The organism is Pseudaeromonas pectinilytica, assembly GCF_054780855.1.
The window spans coordinates 34,379-51,164 of sequence record NZ_BAAGVN010000363.1 but is presented as its reverse complement, the minus strand read 5'-3'; the positions used below and the strand labels follow the sequence as shown (position 1 = coordinate 51,164).

At 57.2% G+C, this 16,786-nt stretch carries 17 protein-coding genes; 6 read left to right on the top strand and 11 right to left on the bottom strand.

Annotation, left to right across the window (positions count from 1 at the left end):
- Positions 1–39: 39 nt before the first annotated feature.
- The gene (locus tag ACYVG7_RS21360) at positions 40–471 is read right to left on the bottom strand and encodes a rhodanese-like domain-containing protein (protein ID WP_460885125.1); all 432 of its coding nucleotides are present in this window, start codon (positions 469–471) and stop codon (positions 40–42) included.
- 222 nt (positions 472–693) lie between these two features.
- Here ACYVG7_RS21360 and gpmM point away from each other — a divergent pair, with 222 nt between their 5' ends.
- The gene (gene gpmM / locus ACYVG7_RS21355) at positions 694–2,232 is read left to right on the top strand and encodes a 2,3-bisphosphoglycerate-independent phosphoglycerate mutase (RefSeq protein WP_460885124.1); all 1,539 of its coding nucleotides are present in this window, start codon (positions 694–696) and stop codon (positions 2,230–2,232) included.
- Between the two features lie 17 nt (positions 2,233–2,249).
- Entirely contained in the window at positions 2,250–3,488 is a 1,239-nt protein-coding gene (gene envC, locus ACYVG7_RS21350) for a murein hydrolase activator EnvC (protein WP_460885123.1), read from the top strand.
- A 1-nt stretch (position 3,489) separates the two neighbouring features.
- Here envC and ACYVG7_RS21345 read toward each other — a convergent pair whose 3' ends face one another.
- Entirely contained in the window at positions 3,490–3,741 is a 252-nt protein-coding gene (locus ACYVG7_RS21345) for a YkgJ family cysteine cluster protein (protein ID WP_460885122.1), read from the bottom strand.
- A gap of 201 nt (positions 3,742–3,942) precedes the next feature.
- Between ACYVG7_RS21345 and ACYVG7_RS21340 the strand changes: the two genes are divergently transcribed.
- Entirely contained in the window at positions 3,943–4,335 is a 393-nt protein-coding gene (locus tag ACYVG7_RS21340; RefSeq protein ID WP_460885121.1) for an acetyl-CoA sensor PanZ family protein, read from the top strand.
- A gap of 234 nt (positions 4,336–4,569) precedes the next feature.
- Positions 4,570–5,568 carry a LacI family DNA-binding transcriptional regulator gene (locus ACYVG7_RS21335; RefSeq protein WP_460885120.1) on the top strand — a complete coding sequence of 333 codons (999 nt, stop codon included), beginning with the start codon at positions 4,570–4,572 and terminating at the stop codon, positions 5,566–5,568.
- Between the two features lie 18 nt (positions 5,569–5,586).
- Here ACYVG7_RS21335 and ACYVG7_RS21330 read toward each other — a convergent pair whose 3' ends face one another.
- From ACYVG7_RS21330 to ACYVG7_RS21300, 7 genes are all read right to left on the bottom strand, one after another.
- A complete protein-coding gene (locus ACYVG7_RS21330; RefSeq protein ID WP_460885119.1) occupies positions 5,587–6,195 on the bottom strand; it encodes a dual specificity protein phosphatase family protein in 609 nt (202 codons plus the stop codon).
- The gene (locus tag ACYVG7_RS21325) at positions 6,192–7,025 is read right to left on the bottom strand and encodes an inositol monophosphatase family protein (protein ID WP_460885118.1); all 834 of its coding nucleotides are present in this window, start codon (positions 7,023–7,025) and stop codon (positions 6,192–6,194) included. Before ACYVG7_RS21325 ends, ACYVG7_RS21330 begins: the two co-directional genes overlap by 4 nt.
- Before the next feature lie 46 nt (positions 7,026–7,071).
- Positions 7,072–8,175, bottom strand: coding sequence for an ABC transporter substrate-binding protein (locus ACYVG7_RS21320; RefSeq protein WP_460885117.1), 1,104 nt, complete (start codon positions 8,173–8,175; stop codon positions 7,072–7,074).
- A gap of 7 nt (positions 8,176–8,182) precedes the next feature.
- Positions 8,183–9,334: an ABC transporter ATP-binding protein gene (locus ACYVG7_RS21315; protein WP_460885116.1), complete on the bottom strand. Its 1,152-nt coding sequence runs from the start codon at positions 9,332–9,334 to the stop codon at positions 8,183–8,185.
- On the bottom strand, positions 9,334–11,160 hold the full coding sequence (locus ACYVG7_RS21310; RefSeq protein ID WP_460885115.1) for an ABC transporter permease: 1,827 nt from the start codon (positions 11,158–11,160) through the stop codon (positions 9,334–9,336). Before ACYVG7_RS21310 ends, ACYVG7_RS21315 begins: the two co-directional genes overlap by 1 nt.
- A gap of 445 nt (positions 11,161–11,605) precedes the next feature.
- A complete protein-coding gene (gene glpX, locus ACYVG7_RS21305) occupies positions 11,606–12,613 on the bottom strand; it encodes a class II fructose-bisphosphatase (protein ID WP_460885114.1) in 1,008 nt (335 codons plus the stop codon).
- Positions 12,603–12,788 carry a hypothetical protein gene (locus ACYVG7_RS21300; protein ID WP_460885113.1) on the bottom strand — a complete coding sequence of 62 codons (186 nt, stop codon included), beginning with the start codon at positions 12,786–12,788 and terminating at the stop codon, positions 12,603–12,605. Before ACYVG7_RS21300 ends, glpX begins: the two co-directional genes overlap by 11 nt.
- 71 nt (positions 12,789–12,859) lie before the next feature.
- On the opposite strand from ACYVG7_RS21300, the gene ACYVG7_RS21295 reads away from it, so the two are divergent.
- Positions 12,860–13,954 (top strand): porin, encoded by a 1,095-nt coding sequence (locus ACYVG7_RS21295; RefSeq protein ID WP_460885112.1) that lies wholly within the window; start codon positions 12,860–12,862, stop codon positions 13,952–13,954.
- Positions 13,955–14,038: 84 nt separating this feature from the next.
- Here ACYVG7_RS21295 and can read toward each other — a convergent pair whose 3' ends face one another.
- Together can and pmbA are read right to left on the bottom strand one after the other, a co-directional pair.
- Positions 14,039–14,713 carry a carbonate dehydratase gene (gene can, locus ACYVG7_RS21290; protein ID WP_460885111.1) on the bottom strand — a complete coding sequence of 225 codons (675 nt, stop codon included), beginning with the start codon at positions 14,711–14,713 and terminating at the stop codon, positions 14,039–14,041.
- Between the two features lie 32 nt (positions 14,714–14,745).
- Positions 14,746–16,089, bottom strand: coding sequence for a metalloprotease PmbA (pmbA, locus tag ACYVG7_RS21285; protein WP_460885199.1), 1,344 nt, complete (start codon positions 16,087–16,089; stop codon positions 14,746–14,748).
- A 105-nt stretch (positions 16,090–16,194) separates the two neighbouring features.
- Here pmbA and yjgA point away from each other — a divergent pair, with 105 nt between their 5' ends.
- Positions 16,195–16,725 (top strand): ribosome biogenesis factor YjgA, encoded by a 531-nt coding sequence (gene yjgA / locus ACYVG7_RS21280; protein ID WP_460885110.1) that lies wholly within the window; start codon positions 16,195–16,197, stop codon positions 16,723–16,725.
- Positions 16,726–16,786 lie beyond the last annotated feature (61 nt).

Genomic DNA, 16,786 nt, shown 5'->3' with positions numbered 1-16,786 from the left:
TTGTGAAAAATGAGTTCTGGATACAGAGCTATGAAATCATTAACGTTTTTTGGTTACTGGCAGGTTTTCGCCGCGCCAACTAGCCAGACCACCACGCAAGACAAACACTCGGGTAAAACCAGCTTTACTCAAGGCAGTCGCTGCAGCGGGGGCACGCATGCCGCTCTCGCACACCACAATAGTGGGGGCATCTTTATGCTTTTCAATCTGGGAGAGGTTATTTGCCTCGATCTGGGTGGTCAGAATGTTAACTGCGTCAACAATGTGTCCCTTGGCAAACTCGTCCTGGGTCCGGACATCGACAACTATGCCATTTTCCCGGTTGATCAGCAGTGTCGCCTCGCGATTACCGATCTGCTTGATAGGAGAGAGCAATGCGCGCACTGAGGTGTAGATCAGCGCTACAAACAAACCACACCAAGCCGCAACCAGCATGGGGTTTCTACCCACAAAATCGATATATTCTTGCATTTCGGGTCTAGTCCACTCGCTAAAAATAAAACCCCGGCAGTATACATGGGGGGCGATAGAATAGCAGCCTCACCGAGGGTAAAGCTGGGAGTCAGGTCGCAGCCTATTCAAGTCAAGTCATCATCAGGCAATGTGTGATCAGATGACTATTTCGGCAGATGTTGTAATATGGCTGCCCAGAAGCTTTACCCATTTCTGTCACTTCAAGAGAGGACTCCCTCAATGTCTATCGCCAAGAAGCCACTGGCACTGATCATCATGGATGGTTGGGGCTACAGCACCAAGAAAGAGTTCAATGCCGTCGCCGCCGCCAAGACCCCGAATCTCGACGCCTTGTGTGCCACCTATGCCAACACCCTGATCTCTGCCTCTGGTATGGATGTCGGTTTGCCAGATGGCCAGATGGGCAACTCCGAAGTGGGTCACGTCAACATTGGTGCCGGTCGTGTGGTGTACCAGGAACTGACTCGCGTCACCAAAGAGATCCGCGATGGTGATTTTTTCAACAATGAAGCTCTGTGCCGCGCCGTTGATGCCGCGACCAGCCAAGGCAAAGCCGTGCACATCATGGGCTTGCTGTCTGAAGGCGGCGTTCATAGCCATGAAGACCATATTGCCGCCATGGTTGAACTGGCTGCCAAGCGTGGTGCCGAGCAGATTTATCTGCACGCCTTCCTGGATGGCCGTGACGTAGCACCCCGTTGCGCCCAGGTCGCCATCGAGCGTTTCGACGCCCTGTTCGCCAAGCTGGGCAAGGGGCGCATCGCCTCTTTGGTCGGTCGCTACTATGCCATGGATCGTGACAATCGCTGGGAGCGCGTTCAGGAAGCCTATGACCTGATGACCGAAGGCAAGAGCGAGTTTGCCAACTTTGCCAGCGGTAGCGCTGCTCTGGCAGCAGCCTACGAACGTGGCGAGAACGATGAATTCGTCAAAGCCAGCGTTATCGGCAGCGAAGCGGCCACCCTGAATGATGGCGATGCCATGATTTTCATGAACTTCCGTGCTGACCGTGCCCGTGAAATCACCCGGACCTTCGTCGATGCCGACTTCTCCGGTTTCGTGCGTAACAAGCAGCCTAAACTGGCCGACTTCGTCATGTTGACCGAATATGCCGCTGACATCAAAACCTCCTGTGCCTATCCGCCAACGGCTCTGACCAACACCCTGGGTGAATGGCTGGCCAAGCACGACAAGACACAACTGCGCATTTCTGAAACCGAGAAATACGCTCATGTGACCTTCTTCTTCAACGGCGGTGAAGAAACCAGCTTCCCGGGTGAAGATCGCGAACTGATCCAGAGCCCCAAGGTTGCAACCTATGATCTGCAACCCGAAATGAGCTCCGGGGAAATGACTGACAAGCTGGTTGCTGCCATCAAGAGTGGCACCTATGACGTCATCATCTGTAACTATCCGAATGGCGACATGGTCGGCCACACCGGTATTTTTGATGCAGCCGTCAAGGCCTGTGAAGCGGTTGATACCGCGATTGGTCGTATCGTGGCAGCCCTGAAAGAAGTCGGTGGCGAATGTCTGATCACCGCCGACCATGGCAACGCCGAGCAAATGATGAACGAAGAGACAGGTCAAGCTCACACCGCCCATACCAGTCTGCCGGTTCCGCTGATCTACGTGGGCCGTAAAGCCGATGTCGTTGAAGGCGGCAAACTGTCGGATCTGGCGCCGACCATGCTGACACTGATGGGCATGGAAGTACCGCCGGAAATGACTGGCAAGCCCTTGATGATTCTGAAATAATCCGTGCCATGCGGGTAATGGATGATGTTATTAAGCTACTGACTCGCGTCGGCCTTCTGGCCGGCGCGTTGTTTTTGTCGCCGTCACTCCAGGCGGCCGATAATCCGGATCTGAACAAGGTCCGCGAACAGATCCAGAAAAAACAGCAAGAAATCAGCTCGCAAAAAAAAGACCTCGATCAGTTGCACCAGCAACTGCAAAAAGATGAGGCCGCAGTCACCGCATTAGCCAAGCGACTGCAGGGCTCACAAAGTAAACTCAAGACCACCCGCAAACAACTCGAGGCGCTGGCCGCTCAGGGCCGGGAGTTGACTGCGCAACTCAAGCGTCAGGAACGACTTCTCGCCGAACAACTCGACCATGCCTACCGCATGGGCAATAGCGATTATCTCAAACTACTACTGAATCAACAGGATCCGGTGGCCGTCGGCCGCGCCCTTGATTATTACGGCTATTTTAATCAGGCTCGTCTCGACGCCATAGCCGCCCTCAAGGAAACCCAGCTACGTCTAGCCCAGAATCGTCGGCAAACGACCCAAGCGAGCAACAAACTGACCTCGCTGGTTAAAGAGCAGCAGCAGGATCAGAGCAGCCTGCAACAAAAACAGCTGCAGCGCGAAGGTACAGTCAACGAAATCAAAAAATCCCTGGTCGATGATCAGCAACAACTGGCCAAACTGCGCGCTGCCGAACAGCGTATGCAGCGCAAAATTGAAGAAGCTCGCAAACGCCTGATCGCCGAACGCAAGCGCAAGAAAGCCGAAGCGGTTGCCCGCGCCCGCGCCAAGGCTCGAGAACAAGGGCGCTCCGAAGCCGCCGCCGAGGCACAGGCCTCCGCCGTCATCGCCCAAGGGGATCATAAAGGGCTGGGCAAGGAACGAGGTCATTTGCCATGGCCGTTGCAAGGTCCGCAAGTCCGCCGTTTTGGTGAGCATCGTAGCGGTGAAGTCACCTGGAAAGGCATTCTGATCGGTGGTAGTGAAGGTGCGCCAGTCAGCGCCATTGCCGATGGCGATGTGGTGTTTGCCGATTGGCTGGAAGGATTTGGCAACGTCCTGGTGATTGACCATGGCAGCGGCTATCTGAGCCTGTATGGCAATAATTCAGCGCTGCTCAAAACCAGTGGCGATACGGTCCGCCGTGGCGAATCCGTGGCTCGGGTCGGCAACAGTGGCGGTCAGCCCCAGACCGGCCTCTATTTTGAAATCCGCTGGCAAGGGAAACCGGTTAATCCCACCAGTTGGCTGGGTCGCTAACCTAACAAGTCTGCATCTCGAGTTCGCCAATCAACCACAACGCCTCATCCTGACTGCTTCCGCACACATCAACCATGGCCCGGAATCCCAGACAAACCGTTGGACGGCTACTCAAACCGAATAACAGACACAGGTTCTGCTCGTCGAGCTGGATACAACGAGCTCCCGCCGGCTTGCCATCTGGCATTCCCGGAATGGCAGAACTGATACTGGGAGCAATACAGCAGGCCCCGCAACCGAGACGACACTGCATGTCCAGACCTCTGATGAAAAGTGCGACCATTCTAGTGTCAATGACCGAGTGAGTCACAAACTATTCCCGCAACACAGCACTGAGCCTGCCGGAACACGTCGGCCGTGTTAAACTTGGGTTACCCCATGGAAAGGGCTCACACAGCCCCGATTTTCCGCGCGCCCCGACAGACAGGGCCAACCAAGCGGTCAAGGAGTCATCATGCGATTGACGGTACACCACAGCGCCGAGCTGCTGCCTTACTGGCTGGATAGCCTGAACAAACTACTCAGCGCCGATGCGCTGAATCGAGATAAATTACTGCATGCCGGTCAATGGCACGTTGCCACCTTCAATGATCGGGTCGTCGGTCTGGCAGTGACCCAGGATGAAGAGATCATCTACTTCGCCGTTCGCGACGCGACGCGACGCCGTGGTGTCGGCCAGTATCTGCTCAGCGAGACACTAAGCTGGATGCAGTCCCAAGGCTGTAGCCAAGCCATGCTCTCCACCCATGCCGCACGCCCGGAAGAGCACCATGCGTTATCAGCCTTCTTGCTGCACAACGGCTTTACTCGCAATGGCGAGCGCTACCTACTGACCCTCAATCACTAGGCCTCTTCGCCGGCATCAAGAACCCGAGACCCAGTCTTCATGCCACGCCCGACCAAGGCGTGGCATTTTTTCAACCGCATAACCGAAACATGCCGGTCAACGAGCCCAAGTCGTACGCCAAGCGTCGTCAACAGACAGCGGTGGATGTCGCCAGCTTGTCATATTTCTGTCCCGTGGTTGCTCTATACTGGCGTCGGCCATAATCTGTCGACTGCACAAGGAATCCTGCCCGTCATGAGCCTCTCCCCTTCGCCACTCGAGAAACGCTTTATCAGTGCCTTGCAGGTTGCGGAGTTGGCTGGCGTATCACGCTCGGCGGTGTCCCGGACCTTCACGGCCGGAGCCAGCGTGTCGCCTCGCACCCGGGCCAAGGTATTGGCAGCGGCCCAGCAGTTGGGATACCAGGTCAATCATCTGGCGCGCTGCCTGCACGATACCAGCCGTATCGTCAGTCTGATCACCACCGATATCAGCACACCGTTTCAAGCCAGTTTTCTCGATCAGCTGACACGAGCATTGCAACAAATCGACAAGGTGGCCATGGTGATCAATACCAAGGGCGATGCCTCAAGCGTCGCGGCTGCCCTGTCACAGACCCTGAGCTTCCGCGCCGAGGCATCCATCATTCTCTCAGGCCAACCGCAAAAAGAGCTGATCGACAAATGCCTGACCAATGGCCAGCGAGTCATCCTCGTCAACCGCGACTATGACCATCCTCACGCCGAGAATATCCGCATCGACAACGAGGGCACAGCGCGCTCTGCGCTGGCAATCCTGCAGCGCCAGGGGTGCCAACGGGTTGCTGTGGTAACCTCGGATGTTGGCTCAGTCGGATTGGAAGCTCGCGAACGTGGCTTTGTTGCGGCAGCACAGGCGGCAGGGCTGGAGATGGAAGTGCTGCGCTACGGCGATACCTCTTATGCGTCTGGAGTAACCATGGCCGCATCACTGCGCCAGATGCCCGATGGCGTGTTCTGCGTCACCGATCTACTGGCCTGCGGCTTTCTTGACGAGGTTCGCCGGCGGGGCATCCGGGTGCCGGAAGATCTGGTGCTAATCGGCTTTGACGACATAGAGCAGGCGCGCTGGCATGCTTACCAGCTGACCACATTCCGCCAACCCCAGCAGCAGATGGTGCAACACATCATAGCTCGGCTTCAGGCCTCCTTCGGAGCCTTTTCTAACGACTATACTTGTCCGCTCGAGCCCGTTTGGCGAGGCACCACCCGTTAGACACACAGTGGCTGGCGCTCAGGCCAAGCCCTCTCGGGCGAGCAGATCCAGCATGCGATTGGCCTTCTCGATCGCCTCGATCAGGCTCGGTTTTGGCGTTTCAAACCACTCCTCGGGCTGTAACTCACGCCGCTCGCGGATCTCGTCAATGGCGGCCTGCAGTGAGGAAAATCGCTCCGGCTGTTGTCGATGCAAATAGAGGGCTGCGATCGCCACCGAACGACTACGACCTGCCCGGCAGTGGATCAGCACATGGCCGCGCTCGCGGCTCGGATAGCTCGCCTTCTCGGGCAATTGCTGGCGAAAAGCGCCATCCAGTAGATAATAACCGGCCAGCGCCATGTGGTGGGGATTACCCGGGCCATCCACCAACCCCATCTTGTAACAACGAATCGCGCCGTGACCACCAGCCAGCTTCTCGCCCTCCAGCGGCAAATAGGGATCGCACACATAGTTGATGTCGAGATTGACGGCACAGTTGACGACAGCCGTGATGCCGTGAGCTCGCAACAAAGCCAGATCGCGCGCGGCTTCATCGCCGCCTAGATAGAGATGTTGCCCTTCAGGGCCGATAGCGTCAGCGATGCGATGCAGGGCCGCGCGAGGGTATTCAGGAACCGAACTCATACAGCTTTCCTTGTTAATTCAGGTTGTTCCAGGTTCAGGCCAGCAGCTGCGGCCATCATTTCGGCAAAGACAGGGACAGCTGCCAGCACGGCCCCCCCCAGAGGCCAATCGGCCTTCGCGGTGAGATCCGTGGTCACACCACCCGCTTCGCGTACCAATAGCAAGCCAGCGAGGCAATCCCAGGGGTTCATGTGCAATTCGATATAGCCATCGGTACGACCACAGGCAACATAAGCCAACGCCAGGGCCCCACAGGCCGAGCGGCGCACATTACTTCCCAGCGCTAGCAACTCACTGAGCGTCTGCAGATAGAGTGAAGTCGGGCGCCGCGCATTCCAGCCCAACTCCAGATTGGCAACGCTGAAGTCGGCCGTCGACGCCACCCGGAGCGGTATGCCATTAAGCGTCGCTCCCAATCCCTGACGCGCCACAAACAACTCATCGTGGATCGGGTCATAGATGATGCCAAAGCGGGTCTGCTGCTGACTGACAAATGCCACTACCACACAAAAATGGGGAATGCCGCGGGCGAAGTTGGCGGTGCCATCAATCGGGTCCACGACCCAGGTGTCATCGCCGATGCTACCGCCCTGCTCCTCCCCCAGCAGCGCATCATCCGGGAACTGGCGAATGATCGATTCGCGTAGCAATCGTTCGACGGCCAGATCCGTGGCCGTCAGGAAATCCTGCGGCCCCTTGTAGCCAATTTGTTCGGGCGTCATGGTCGCAAATGCCTGTCGGGCCAACTGACCCGCCTCGCGCACCATAGCGATCCCGGCCTCTAGGCGAGCCGAGAGCGCGTCCTCATAACGAATACAGCGTGATGTCATCAGGTACCACAGGCGCCGAAGCCTCAGCCAGCGCCCTCCTTTTCAGTTAGCGGGTAAAATTCAGACGCCAGATATCGGACCAGCGTTGGCGAGCATCGAAGTCCTGCGGTGCCGAGGTGGACTGATACTGCAACACCTGACCCCATACGGCATGGACCCCTGATGCCTCTTTGGCGTGGGGTGGAATCGTGCTATTCCCGGAGACTTTGCCATCAATGGTCTGATTCGCGATCCCCTCTTCGGTCATCAAGTAATGGATCAGTAGACGGGCCGAGTTCGGGCTCTTGGTCTTGGCCGAGATCAGACCAAAGGCAGGGGTTGAGAGTCCGACAAACGGCTGCATCGAGCCGCAGATCGCCATGCGCAACTTACCCTTGGCCACGTCACGATACTTGGCAGTAGAAATCAGCCCCATAAACGGCTCCTTCTGCCCCGGTGCACCAACAGCTTCACTGGCTGATCCATCGGAGTCAGTCGGCAGTGGACCATTCTTGGCAAATGCTTTGACCCAGGCCTCCGTTGCTGACCCTTGGGCGCGGTCGAACGGCTTACCATAATAAGCTTGGTAGGCCGTTGCCATCTGCTCGTCATAGTGATGTTCGATCTGGTTGAACCAGTCCAGATAGCTGGCCTTGGTGAGCGGATCCTGCAGCGTGATCTTGCGCTGCCACTTGGCATCCGTCAGTGCCCAGATGTTGTCCACCGGGCACTTAGCATAGGTCTCGTTGTTGTAGCTCCAGACCACGGGATCGCCATATACCACCAGCGGATCTCGGTTCGTCGCCGGGATCTGCCCCAGCAGATCGGGCGGTGTCCAGTTTTCGACCATGCCCAGAGGCATCATCTGCGCCAGAGCAGCAGTTGGATCGCCAGTCAGCACCACATCGCCGCGCACATTGCCAGCGCGGAACTCGCGGGTCATCTTCTCCAACTGGGCCGCGCCGTTGATCTTGACACCTTCGGCCTTCACGCCGTACTTCTGGCTGAATGCGGCAGCGGTATCAACAATTTTTCCCGAAGGAGCATAAATGGTGATCGGCGCTTCCTGACGCGCTGCGGTGATTAACGCCTGCAGGTCAAACGACTCGGCAGCAACGCTCTGGTGGGCAACCAGCAGGGTTGCCAGCAACACGGGAACATGGGGTCTCATCGCGGATTCACTCCTGATAACGGAACGGATTGTGGGCAAGGGTTTGGATAGTCTCTCCAGAAACCGGCAGTTCCCGACGCTCACCGTGGGAATCAAACAGGTGCAGATCGTCCGCGGCAATCGTCAAATTCAGAAGATCGCCTTCGCGGTATGCGGGGACATTCTGGGTATTCAGCAACAGGCGTTGGCCCGCAACGCTGACCTCGAGGATCCAGCTTCCCCCGGTGGGCAGCACGCTCTCGAGTCGGGCCTTGAGTTGCAAGGGCCGAGGTTCGTTTGCCGAGTTACCAGGGCCAACCTGAATGCGTTCCGGACGGATGCCGACGGCAGCAATTTGCGCCATATCGCCCCCCAGGCTACGCAAGTAGGGGAACAAGAGTTCGGTCACCAGAGAATGTTGAGCCAGCTCGATGATGTTGATTGGCGGTGTGCCGACAAATTCGGCCACGAAACGGTTAGCCGGACGAGCATAAATTTCGTGAGGGGTGCCGACCTGCTGCAACTCCCCGTCCTTCATCACGGCAATCCGTGTTGCTAGTGCCATCGCCTCCCATTGGTCATGGGTAACAAACAGCATGGTTGTCCCATACTGCTGATGGATCCGCTTAAGCTCGGTTCTCATCTCCAGGCGCAGACGAGCATCCAGATTCGACAAGGGTTCATCCAACAACAGGATCTGCGGATTCACCGCCAGAGTCCGGGCCAGAGCAACCCGTTGCTGCTGACCACCCGATAGCTGCGAGGGATAGCGATCGCGATAGACAGCAATGCCGAGGGTGGTCATGACCGACAGCAGGATCTGCTCGTGCTCCGCCCGAGGGATCTTGCGTAGCTTGAGGCCAAACTCGATGTTCTGCGCCACCGTCAGATGCGGCCACAGAGCATAGCTTTGGAACACCAGTCCCAGATTGCGCTTCTCGGCGGCGATGAAGCGACCGGCCTGTACCGAGTCAACGATGCGTTCACCGAGGCGGATTTCGCCGCTACTGGCATGCTCGAGTCCGGCGATCATCCGTAAAGTCGTGCTCTTGCCGCAACCGGACGGCCCGAGTAGACACATGAACTCCCCGGCGGCTATGGTCAGATCCAGCGCCTTGACCGCGAACTGGGCACCTTGGTCGTAACGCTTGCAGACATGGGAAAGTTGAATATTCGGCATCAGTTTCCGACTCCTTGTGCCAGATTGGTCCGGGTCAATTTTTGGGCCAGCAGGGTGCCCGTGAAAGCCAGCAGGCAAACCAGCAACACCACGGCATTCGCCGCTTGCAGATAGTTGTGATCAATGAGCCGCAGCGCATAGGTGGTCAGCACATCCGTCGAAGGAACCGCCAGCATCACAAACAGACTCAACCCATTGATACCCGAGATAAAAGGCAGCAGGATGCCCGTCACCAGAGCACCTTTCTGGATGGGCATGACAATACATAACAGCCGACGCCACCAGCCTGCACCCGCCATCTGCGCCGCCTCTTCCGGCTCCTTACCCAATTGCATCATGGACGAGATACCGGCGCGGGAGGCGTAGGGCATCTCGTCCGCGATCAATGCCAGTATCAGCAAGGTGACAGTGCCATATAGGGCTGGTAGAGGCCCTCGAGGCTCAGCAAACAGCGACAGATAGGCCGCCGCAAAGGCAATGCCGGGCACCAGATAGGGGAAGAAGGTCACTTGTCGCAACAGTAACGCCAGCCAGCCAAATGGCGTCCGCACCACCACATAACCGACCAACAGCCCGAGCACTCCAGCACTGATCGCTGCAACACCGACGATCCAGAGCGTATTCCAGGCCGCACGCCACAAGTTCGGGCTCAATAGCACGCCACTAGTCTCGGCGACCGAATCGAGGTGATCGCCTATCCAGAAGTCGAGGGTGAAATTCGCCACCGAGAAATCCCCCGGCACCCGCATCAGAGTCGACAGCAGCAAGACGCACAGAGGCAACAGCACCGAAACAATGAACACCCCGCTGACCAGCCCTAACGCGGGCCACTGCCAGCGACCAAGATCCTGCTGACGGAGCAAGCCGCTCTTGCCGCTCACAGTCACAAACTTGCGAGCCTCCTTGAGCAGAGTGGCATCCAGCAACAGGGACACCACGCCCAGCAGCATGATGGCGCAGGCCACCACGGCCGCCACTCCCGTTTGCCGTAGCTCTATGCTACGGAACAGCGAAGTCGACAGAACTGTGTAGTTGACCGGAAGCCCCAGTAGGTAAGAGACGCCAAATTCCCCCAGGACCTTGGCGAAGATCAGTACGCAGGCTGACAGAAGAGACGGCAACATCAGGGGCAACAGGATGCGCCACACCACCGTCAGGGAGTTGGCGCCCAGAATACGGGCCGAATCTTCCAGCTGCGCATCGAATCGGCGTAACGCGTTGCCAAATAACAGGATCACAAACGGGATATAGTTCAGCGTCAGGATCAGGATGATGGGTAGTTCACCATAGGCCAGCCAGTCTGGAGGCGACATCCCCATCGCCTCCAGCCAGCCTTGCTGACCGCCAACGCTCCGGTTACGAAACAAGGTGGTCCATGCCATGGCGAAGGTCCAGGCGGGTAGCATGTAGGGAACGATCAGGGCGGTGGCAAACCAGGCCCGCCCCCGGAGATTACTGCGCGTCACCAGCCAGGCCAGGAGGCTCCCCAACGTCAGCGACAACAGAATAACTCCTGAGGCCACCCGCAGGGTGTGCCAGAGCGGTTGCCAGAACATGGTATCGGCGACGGGTGAGTTCAGGGTGCGGAGCAGATAGTAAGCGGTCCAATCACCGGTCAATGCTCCGATACGACGTTCATCGCCAAACTGTACCTGGATCCCATCCAGCAGCAGGGAACCGACCGGGACGGCTATGACGTACAGAAACAACAGCGCCAGCAGTAGTCCGAACAGCGTGGTCGGAGACTGAGTCAATCCGTACCAGCGGTAACGCAGCATCAGTAGATGAGTGCGCCACGGCATGGGTCGGCAGGTCAGGGTATTCACGGTAAACAGCTCTCCTTGCTATTCGATTGCACAGCTGTGCAATGCCGAACATGCTAAGAGAACAATGTGACGAGGCCATGACATTCCCATGGCGATACCGCGATCTGGATCTATGACCGTGAATAAATGGCGAAGATCCTGGTTAGCCGACCGTCAAAACGAGTGACAGGCACCTATAAAAATGGCTGTTTACCCGTTATGTGTTGAGAGGTACGACTCAGGTGTGACTGGAGTCTGTACGAGCCGCAGACACGTCGTAAATACATCCGTGTAGACTCGATGGCGGCATCCCTGCCACCAACGGTCTGCTTTTCGTCCAGACTCCATTCATCTTGATTCACAACAGGTAACTGGGATAGAGCCTATAAAAATGCCGCTCATCGGTGATGAGCGGCATTCTCTACTCGATTCGGGGATGCCCCCGCGGCGATTCAGCAGGACAACATTAAAGAATGATATCGCGCAGCCGCTGATCCTTGCGATCCAGATAATGGGTGGAACTGATGCGGCGGATGGTCCGCGACTTGCCACGGATCAGCAGGGTTTCGGTGGTCGCCAGAGTACCGTCACTGGTAATCCCTTCCAGCAGGTCACCCTTGGTGATGCCGGTGACCGAAATGATGACGTTGTCGGTGCGCACCATATCTTCCAGCTTGAGCACCACTTCGGCTTCGACGCCCATCTTGGCGCAACGCGCCAGCTCATCGGCACCCAGGATGCGATTCTCTTCAGTATTCCCTTTCACCTTGTGGCGGGGTAGCAGCCGACCTTGCATGTCGCCATCCAGCGCCCGAACCACTGCGGCAGAAACCACACCCTCCGGAGCACCGCCGATGCAATACAGCATATCGACTTCATTATCTGGCAGGCAGGTCAGCACGGACGCGGCAACATCACCATCAGGAATGGCAAACACCCGCACCCCCATCTGTTGCATCTGGCGGATGGCCTCATCATGCCGAGGCTTGGCCAGGGTGATCACAGTGAGCCGGCTAATCGGTTTGTCCAGCGCAGCCGCCACGGCATGAATGTTGTCCACCAGCGGCTTATTCAAATCGATGGCGCCCTTGGCCTTGTAGCCGACGATCAGTTTTTCCATATACATATCAGGGGAGCACATGAAGCCCCCTTTGTCCGCCGCCGCCAATACCGCCACGGCATTGGCCTGGCCCATGGCCGTCATGCGGGTACCATCGATCGGGTCAACGGCGATATCCACGGCATCACCGCCGCAACCGACTTTTTCACCAATATAGAGCATCGGTGCCTCGTCGATCTCGCCTTCGCCGATCACGATCTCGCCATCGATTTCTACCTGGTTCAAGACCAGCCGCATCGCCTCGACGGCAGCACCATCGGCCACATTCTTGTCACCACGGCCAAGCCATTTGTAGCCTGCTAGGGCGGCTGCCTCTGTTACTCGGGAAAATTCGATCGCCAGTTCACGTCTCATAGCTGCATTTACCTGTGGATTGTCCGGGGGATTCGTCAAAACGGCGGCATTTTACCACCACAGAAAAACCTTTGCCTGCCGGAATCACCATATGACGCAGATCGTCAGGTCTTTCACGGTCACCACAAAGTTCCGCCAACATAAAAACTTCATCAATGAGTAACAAAACCGTCACGCCCGACTCCTAGCATGGCCCTCGTTGACCACCCTCGCAAAACAAAAATTGCCCGATACAAGGAATGATTGATGAAAAAGTTGACTGCTGTTGCTGTAGCCCTGCTGGCCGCCACTTCTGCCGCTCAGGCTGCCGATGTATACAAGAACGAACAGATGGCTCTGGACATGTATGGTCGTATCTACGCTGGTCAGTTCTTCGGCGAAAAGAAGAGCGGCACCGAAGACTACAGTGCCAAGGTGGGAGCCAACCAATTTATCCGCTTTGGCGTCAAGGCGGACAGCGCCATCACCGGCACCATGAAAGCTGTGGGCCAATATGAAGCCCAGTTCAATATCGGTGACAGCGAGAAGATCAACAACGTCTCTTGTGCCACCACCGAAGCTACCGATGGCGCTCACACCACCACCTGTACCGATGACAAGATCCGTACCCGTCTGGCATTCGCTGGTGTGAAGTCTGACAACTGGGGTCAAGTCACTTTCGGTCGTCAAAAAGGCGCGGTTTCTCAAGTCGCTGACTGGACCGACGTCGCGCTGGCTGACGGTTACGGTGCCGACGCTCTCGGCCATGGTGCTGACAAGTTCGGTACCGGTCGATCCTCGGATCTGCTGAAGTACTCCGGCACCTTCGGTGGCTTCAAGGGTGAAGCCTCTTACAAGTTTGATGGCAACACCACCGAAGAGAAAACCAGCTCTTCCGCCGATGCGGCTTACGGTGTCTCCGCCTCCTACACCCTGGCCAACGGTCTGGGCTTCGGTGCCGGTTACAACGTCGGTACTCGCGACAAGGCGGGTGAAAATGATGCCAAGCTGGCACTGGTTGGTGTGATGTTCGACAACAAGTCCATCTACGCTGCACTGAACTATGCCGATGGTACCGACTTCCTGGCCACAGGGACCGACCACACCGGTATCGAAGCAGCCCTGGGTTACAACTTCGCCAACGGTTTCGGTCTGATGGCCGTGTATGACAAGCAAGAATCCGAGACCACTGGCACCAAGACCGACACCGTCGATTACTACACCTTCGGTGCCCAGTACAAGTTCAACAAGTCACTGCGCGTCATCGGTGAATACCGCATGCAAGGTCTGGATGCCAAGAGCGACACCAAGGCCGAAGCAGTCGAAAATGACTACCAACTGGCTGCCCGTTACGACTTCTAAGTCGCAACCCTCGAGCCAATCAAAAGAGGCGCCTCACGGCGCCTCTTTTCATGCTGGGTCACAGAGCCATAGCCCCCAGATCTGCTAATCCTTGCCCTGCTCCTGATTGTGATACTGGGTGGCGATCTCCCGGGAGGAGCGATAGACATCCGGCACCTGATCGATGGCGCTCACCGTGACGCCGAGATCCCGCAACAAGCCATCCTGCAAGCCATAGATCCAGCCGTGTACCGCCAGCTCCTGACCACGCTTCCAGGCATTCTGTACAATCGTCGTGTAACAGACGTTGGCCACCTGTTCCAGCACGTTCAGTTCACACATGAAGTCTTGCTGCTCTTCCAGCGATCCCATGGCTTCCAGCTGCTCCTGATACTTGAAGCGGATATCTTTGATATTGCGCAGCCAGTTGTCGATCAAGCCCTGTTCGGCATTGCCCATGGCCGCAATCACACCGCCACAGCGGTAGTGACCACAGACGATGATGTGTTTGACCTTCAGCACATCAATCGCGTACTGGATCACCGACAAACAATTGAAGTCGGTATGGATCACCAGATTGGCCACGTTGCGATGCACAAACACATCGCCCGGCAGCAAGCCCAGCAGTTCATTGGCCGGTACCCGGCTATCGGAGCACCCGATCCAGAGATACTCAGGCGCCTGCTGAGCGCTGAGTTTCTCAAAGAAACGAGGGTCTTCCGCCTTGATCTTTTCTGCCCAGGTTCGGTTTTGGGCAAACAAATGATTCAACAGTTTCATCGATCGCTTCCTCTATTCGGGATCCTTGGCAACTAGTTGCCGGCAATCTTCATCTGCTCGAGCAGGATGGAGCCGGTGCGCAGACTGGAGCGGCTGTCCCAATCACGACCGACGGCCAGCATATTCCGGAACATATCCTTGAGATTACCGGCGATGGTGATCTCTTCCACCGGATAGGCAATTTCGCCATTCTCGACCCAGAAGCCAGCCGCACCGCGGGAATAATCACCGGTGACCACATTGACCCCCTGCCCCATCAACTCGGTGATAAGCAGGCCGGTTCCCATCTGCCGCAGCAATTCCTGCTGGCTCTGACCTTGGCCGGTCACCAACCAGTTGTGGATGCCGCCAGCATGACCGGTCGAAGCCATTCCCAGTTTGCGACCCGAGTAAGTGGTCAGCAGATAGGTCTGCAGACGGCCAGCATCGATGATCGCCTGATCCCGGGTCCGAACTCCTTCGGCATCAAAGGGGGCGCTGGCCAGACCGCAGGGCAGCAACGCCTGTTCGTCAATCCGCAACCAATCCGGGAAAATCTGCTGCCCCAAGGAGTCCAGCAAGAAGGAGGATTTGCGGTACAGGTTGCCGCCACCGATGGCGGACACCAGATGGCCAAAGAGCCCGGAAGCGGTATCGGCATTGAACAGCACCGGCAGGGTCGCAGTGCCTATCTTGCGCGCACCCAGGCGGGAAACGGTCCGCTCGACGGCTTCTTCGGCGATACGCTCCGGGGTCCACAGGTCATGGATGGCACGACAGGAGGAGTAGCCATAATCCCGTTGCATCTCGCCGTCTTGTTCGCCGATCAGCACACAGCTCAAGGAATGACGGGAGCCAGCATAGCCTTTGACGAAACCATGACTATTGCCATACACCTTGATGCCATGATGACTGCTGAATCCGGCACCATCGGACTGCTTGATTCGTGAATCCAACCCCAGCGCATGCAATTCACAGCGCCGCGCCAGTTCCAGGCCATAGTCCGGATCCGGCTCAATGGGGTGTAACAAGTCCAGATCGGGAACATCCCAGGCCAGCCATTCGGCATCCGCGAGTCCCGAGTAGGGGTCGGCAGCCGTGTGCCGGGAGATTTCCAGTGCCGCTTCCACGGCACTGCGCACCGCCAGTGGCCCCAGATCGGTGGTGGAAGAGGAACCTTTGCGACCATCCCGGTAGACAGCGATGCCCAGCGCGCCATCTTTATTGAATTCGATGCTCTCGACCTCGCCGCCTCGGGTATTCACCGAGAGGCCGGTCTGTTTGCTGATTGATACTTCGGCACTGTCGGCGCCCAGCTGCCGGGCAATGGCCAGCGCGTCAGCGACCACCGCCTCCAGCCGTGTCTGTTCCTGGCGTACTTGCTGCTGCAGATCCATAGTCATATTGTCTCATCTTCGTTAGCGGCCCAGCCTATCACAGCCCAGCAATCAACGGGAGAAGCTGGTAACATATTCAATATGTGAACTGGAAATAGAATCGCCATGCAGAATCAATTTGATGGAACCCACGATGACGAGTGGGAAGACGAAGGCCCAAGCAAGACCCAGATGAAGCGCGACTCGGAGGCACTGCAAGCCTTGGGCGAGGAGCTGGTCAATCTGAAACCGACCGAGTTGGTCAAGGTTCCGCTCGATGAATCGTTGCAGGAAGCCATCGCCTTGGCCCACCGCCTCAAGGGGAAACGGGAAGCCTGGCGTCGCCATATGCAGTTTATCGGCCGCCTGATGCGTAGCCGTGACACCACCGAAATCGAACAAGCGCTGGAGGTGATCCGTAGCCGCCATGTCATCGGCAATGCGCGCATGCACAAGCTGGAGCAGCTGCGCGAGCGCCTGATCGAGCAAGGCGATGACGCCATCAACGAACTGCTGGGCAAGTTCCACGAGCTGGATCGACAGAAGCTGCGCCAGCTGGTGCGCCAGGCCAAAAAAGAGCGCCTGGATAACAAGCCGCCTGCCGCATACCGCGAGCTGTTCCAGTATCTGCGCAGCGAGCTCGAAGCCATTATCTAAAGGGCTTCAGCATCAAGCGATGCAATGCAAAAAGGGCGGATTCTATCCGCCCTTTTTGCTG

What these genes read in the sequence shown, in the direction of transcription:
- ACYVG7_RS21360 (WP_460885125.1), bottom strand. Translation starts at nt 471, where the DNA reads ATGCAAGAATATATCGATTTTGTGGGTAGAAACCCCATGCTGGTTGCG.
- gpmM (WP_460885124.1), top strand. Translation starts at nt 694, where the DNA reads ATGTCTATCGCCAAGAAGCCACTGGCACTGATCATCATGGATGGTTGG.
- envC (WP_460885123.1), top strand. Translation starts at nt 2,250, where the DNA reads ATGGATGATGTTATTAAGCTACTGACTCGCGTCGGCCTTCTGGCCGGC.
- ACYVG7_RS21345 (WP_460885122.1), bottom strand. Translation starts at nt 3,741, where the DNA reads ATGCAGTGTCGTCTCGGTTGCGGGGCCTGCTGTATTGCTCCCAGTATC.
- ACYVG7_RS21340 (WP_460885121.1), top strand. Translation starts at nt 3,943, where the DNA reads ATGCGATTGACGGTACACCACAGCGCCGAGCTGCTGCCTTACTGGCTG.
- ACYVG7_RS21335 (WP_460885120.1), top strand. Translation starts at nt 4,570, where the DNA reads ATGAGCCTCTCCCCTTCGCCACTCGAGAAACGCTTTATCAGTGCCTTG.
- ACYVG7_RS21330 (WP_460885119.1), bottom strand. Translation starts at nt 6,195, where the DNA reads ATGAGTTCGGTTCCTGAATACCCTCGCGCGGCCCTGCATCGCATCGCT.
- ACYVG7_RS21325 (WP_460885118.1), bottom strand. Translation starts at nt 7,025, where the DNA reads ATGACATCACGCTGTATTCGTTATGAGGACGCGCTCTCGGCTCGCCTA.
- ACYVG7_RS21320 (WP_460885117.1), bottom strand. Translation starts at nt 8,175, where the DNA reads ATGAGACCCCATGTTCCCGTGTTGCTGGCAACCCTGCTGGTTGCCCAC.
- ACYVG7_RS21315 (WP_460885116.1), bottom strand. Translation starts at nt 9,334, where the DNA reads ATGCCGAATATTCAACTTTCCCATGTCTGCAAGCGTTACGACCAAGGT.
- glpX (WP_460885114.1), bottom strand. Translation starts at nt 12,613, where the DNA reads ATGAGACGTGAACTGGCGATCGAATTTTCCCGAGTAACAGAGGCAGCC.
- ACYVG7_RS21295 (WP_460885112.1), top strand. Translation starts at nt 12,860, where the DNA reads ATGAAAAAGTTGACTGCTGTTGCTGTAGCCCTGCTGGCCGCCACTTCT.
- can (WP_460885111.1), bottom strand. Translation starts at nt 14,713, where the DNA reads ATGAAACTGTTGAATCATTTGTTTGCCCAAAACCGAACCTGGGCAGAA.
- pmbA (WP_460885199.1), bottom strand. Translation starts at nt 16,089, where the DNA reads ATGGATCTGCAGCAGCAAGTACGCCAGGAACAGACACGGCTGGAGGCG.
- yjgA (WP_460885110.1), top strand. Translation starts at nt 16,195, where the DNA reads ATGCAGAATCAATTTGATGGAACCCACGATGACGAGTGGGAAGACGAA.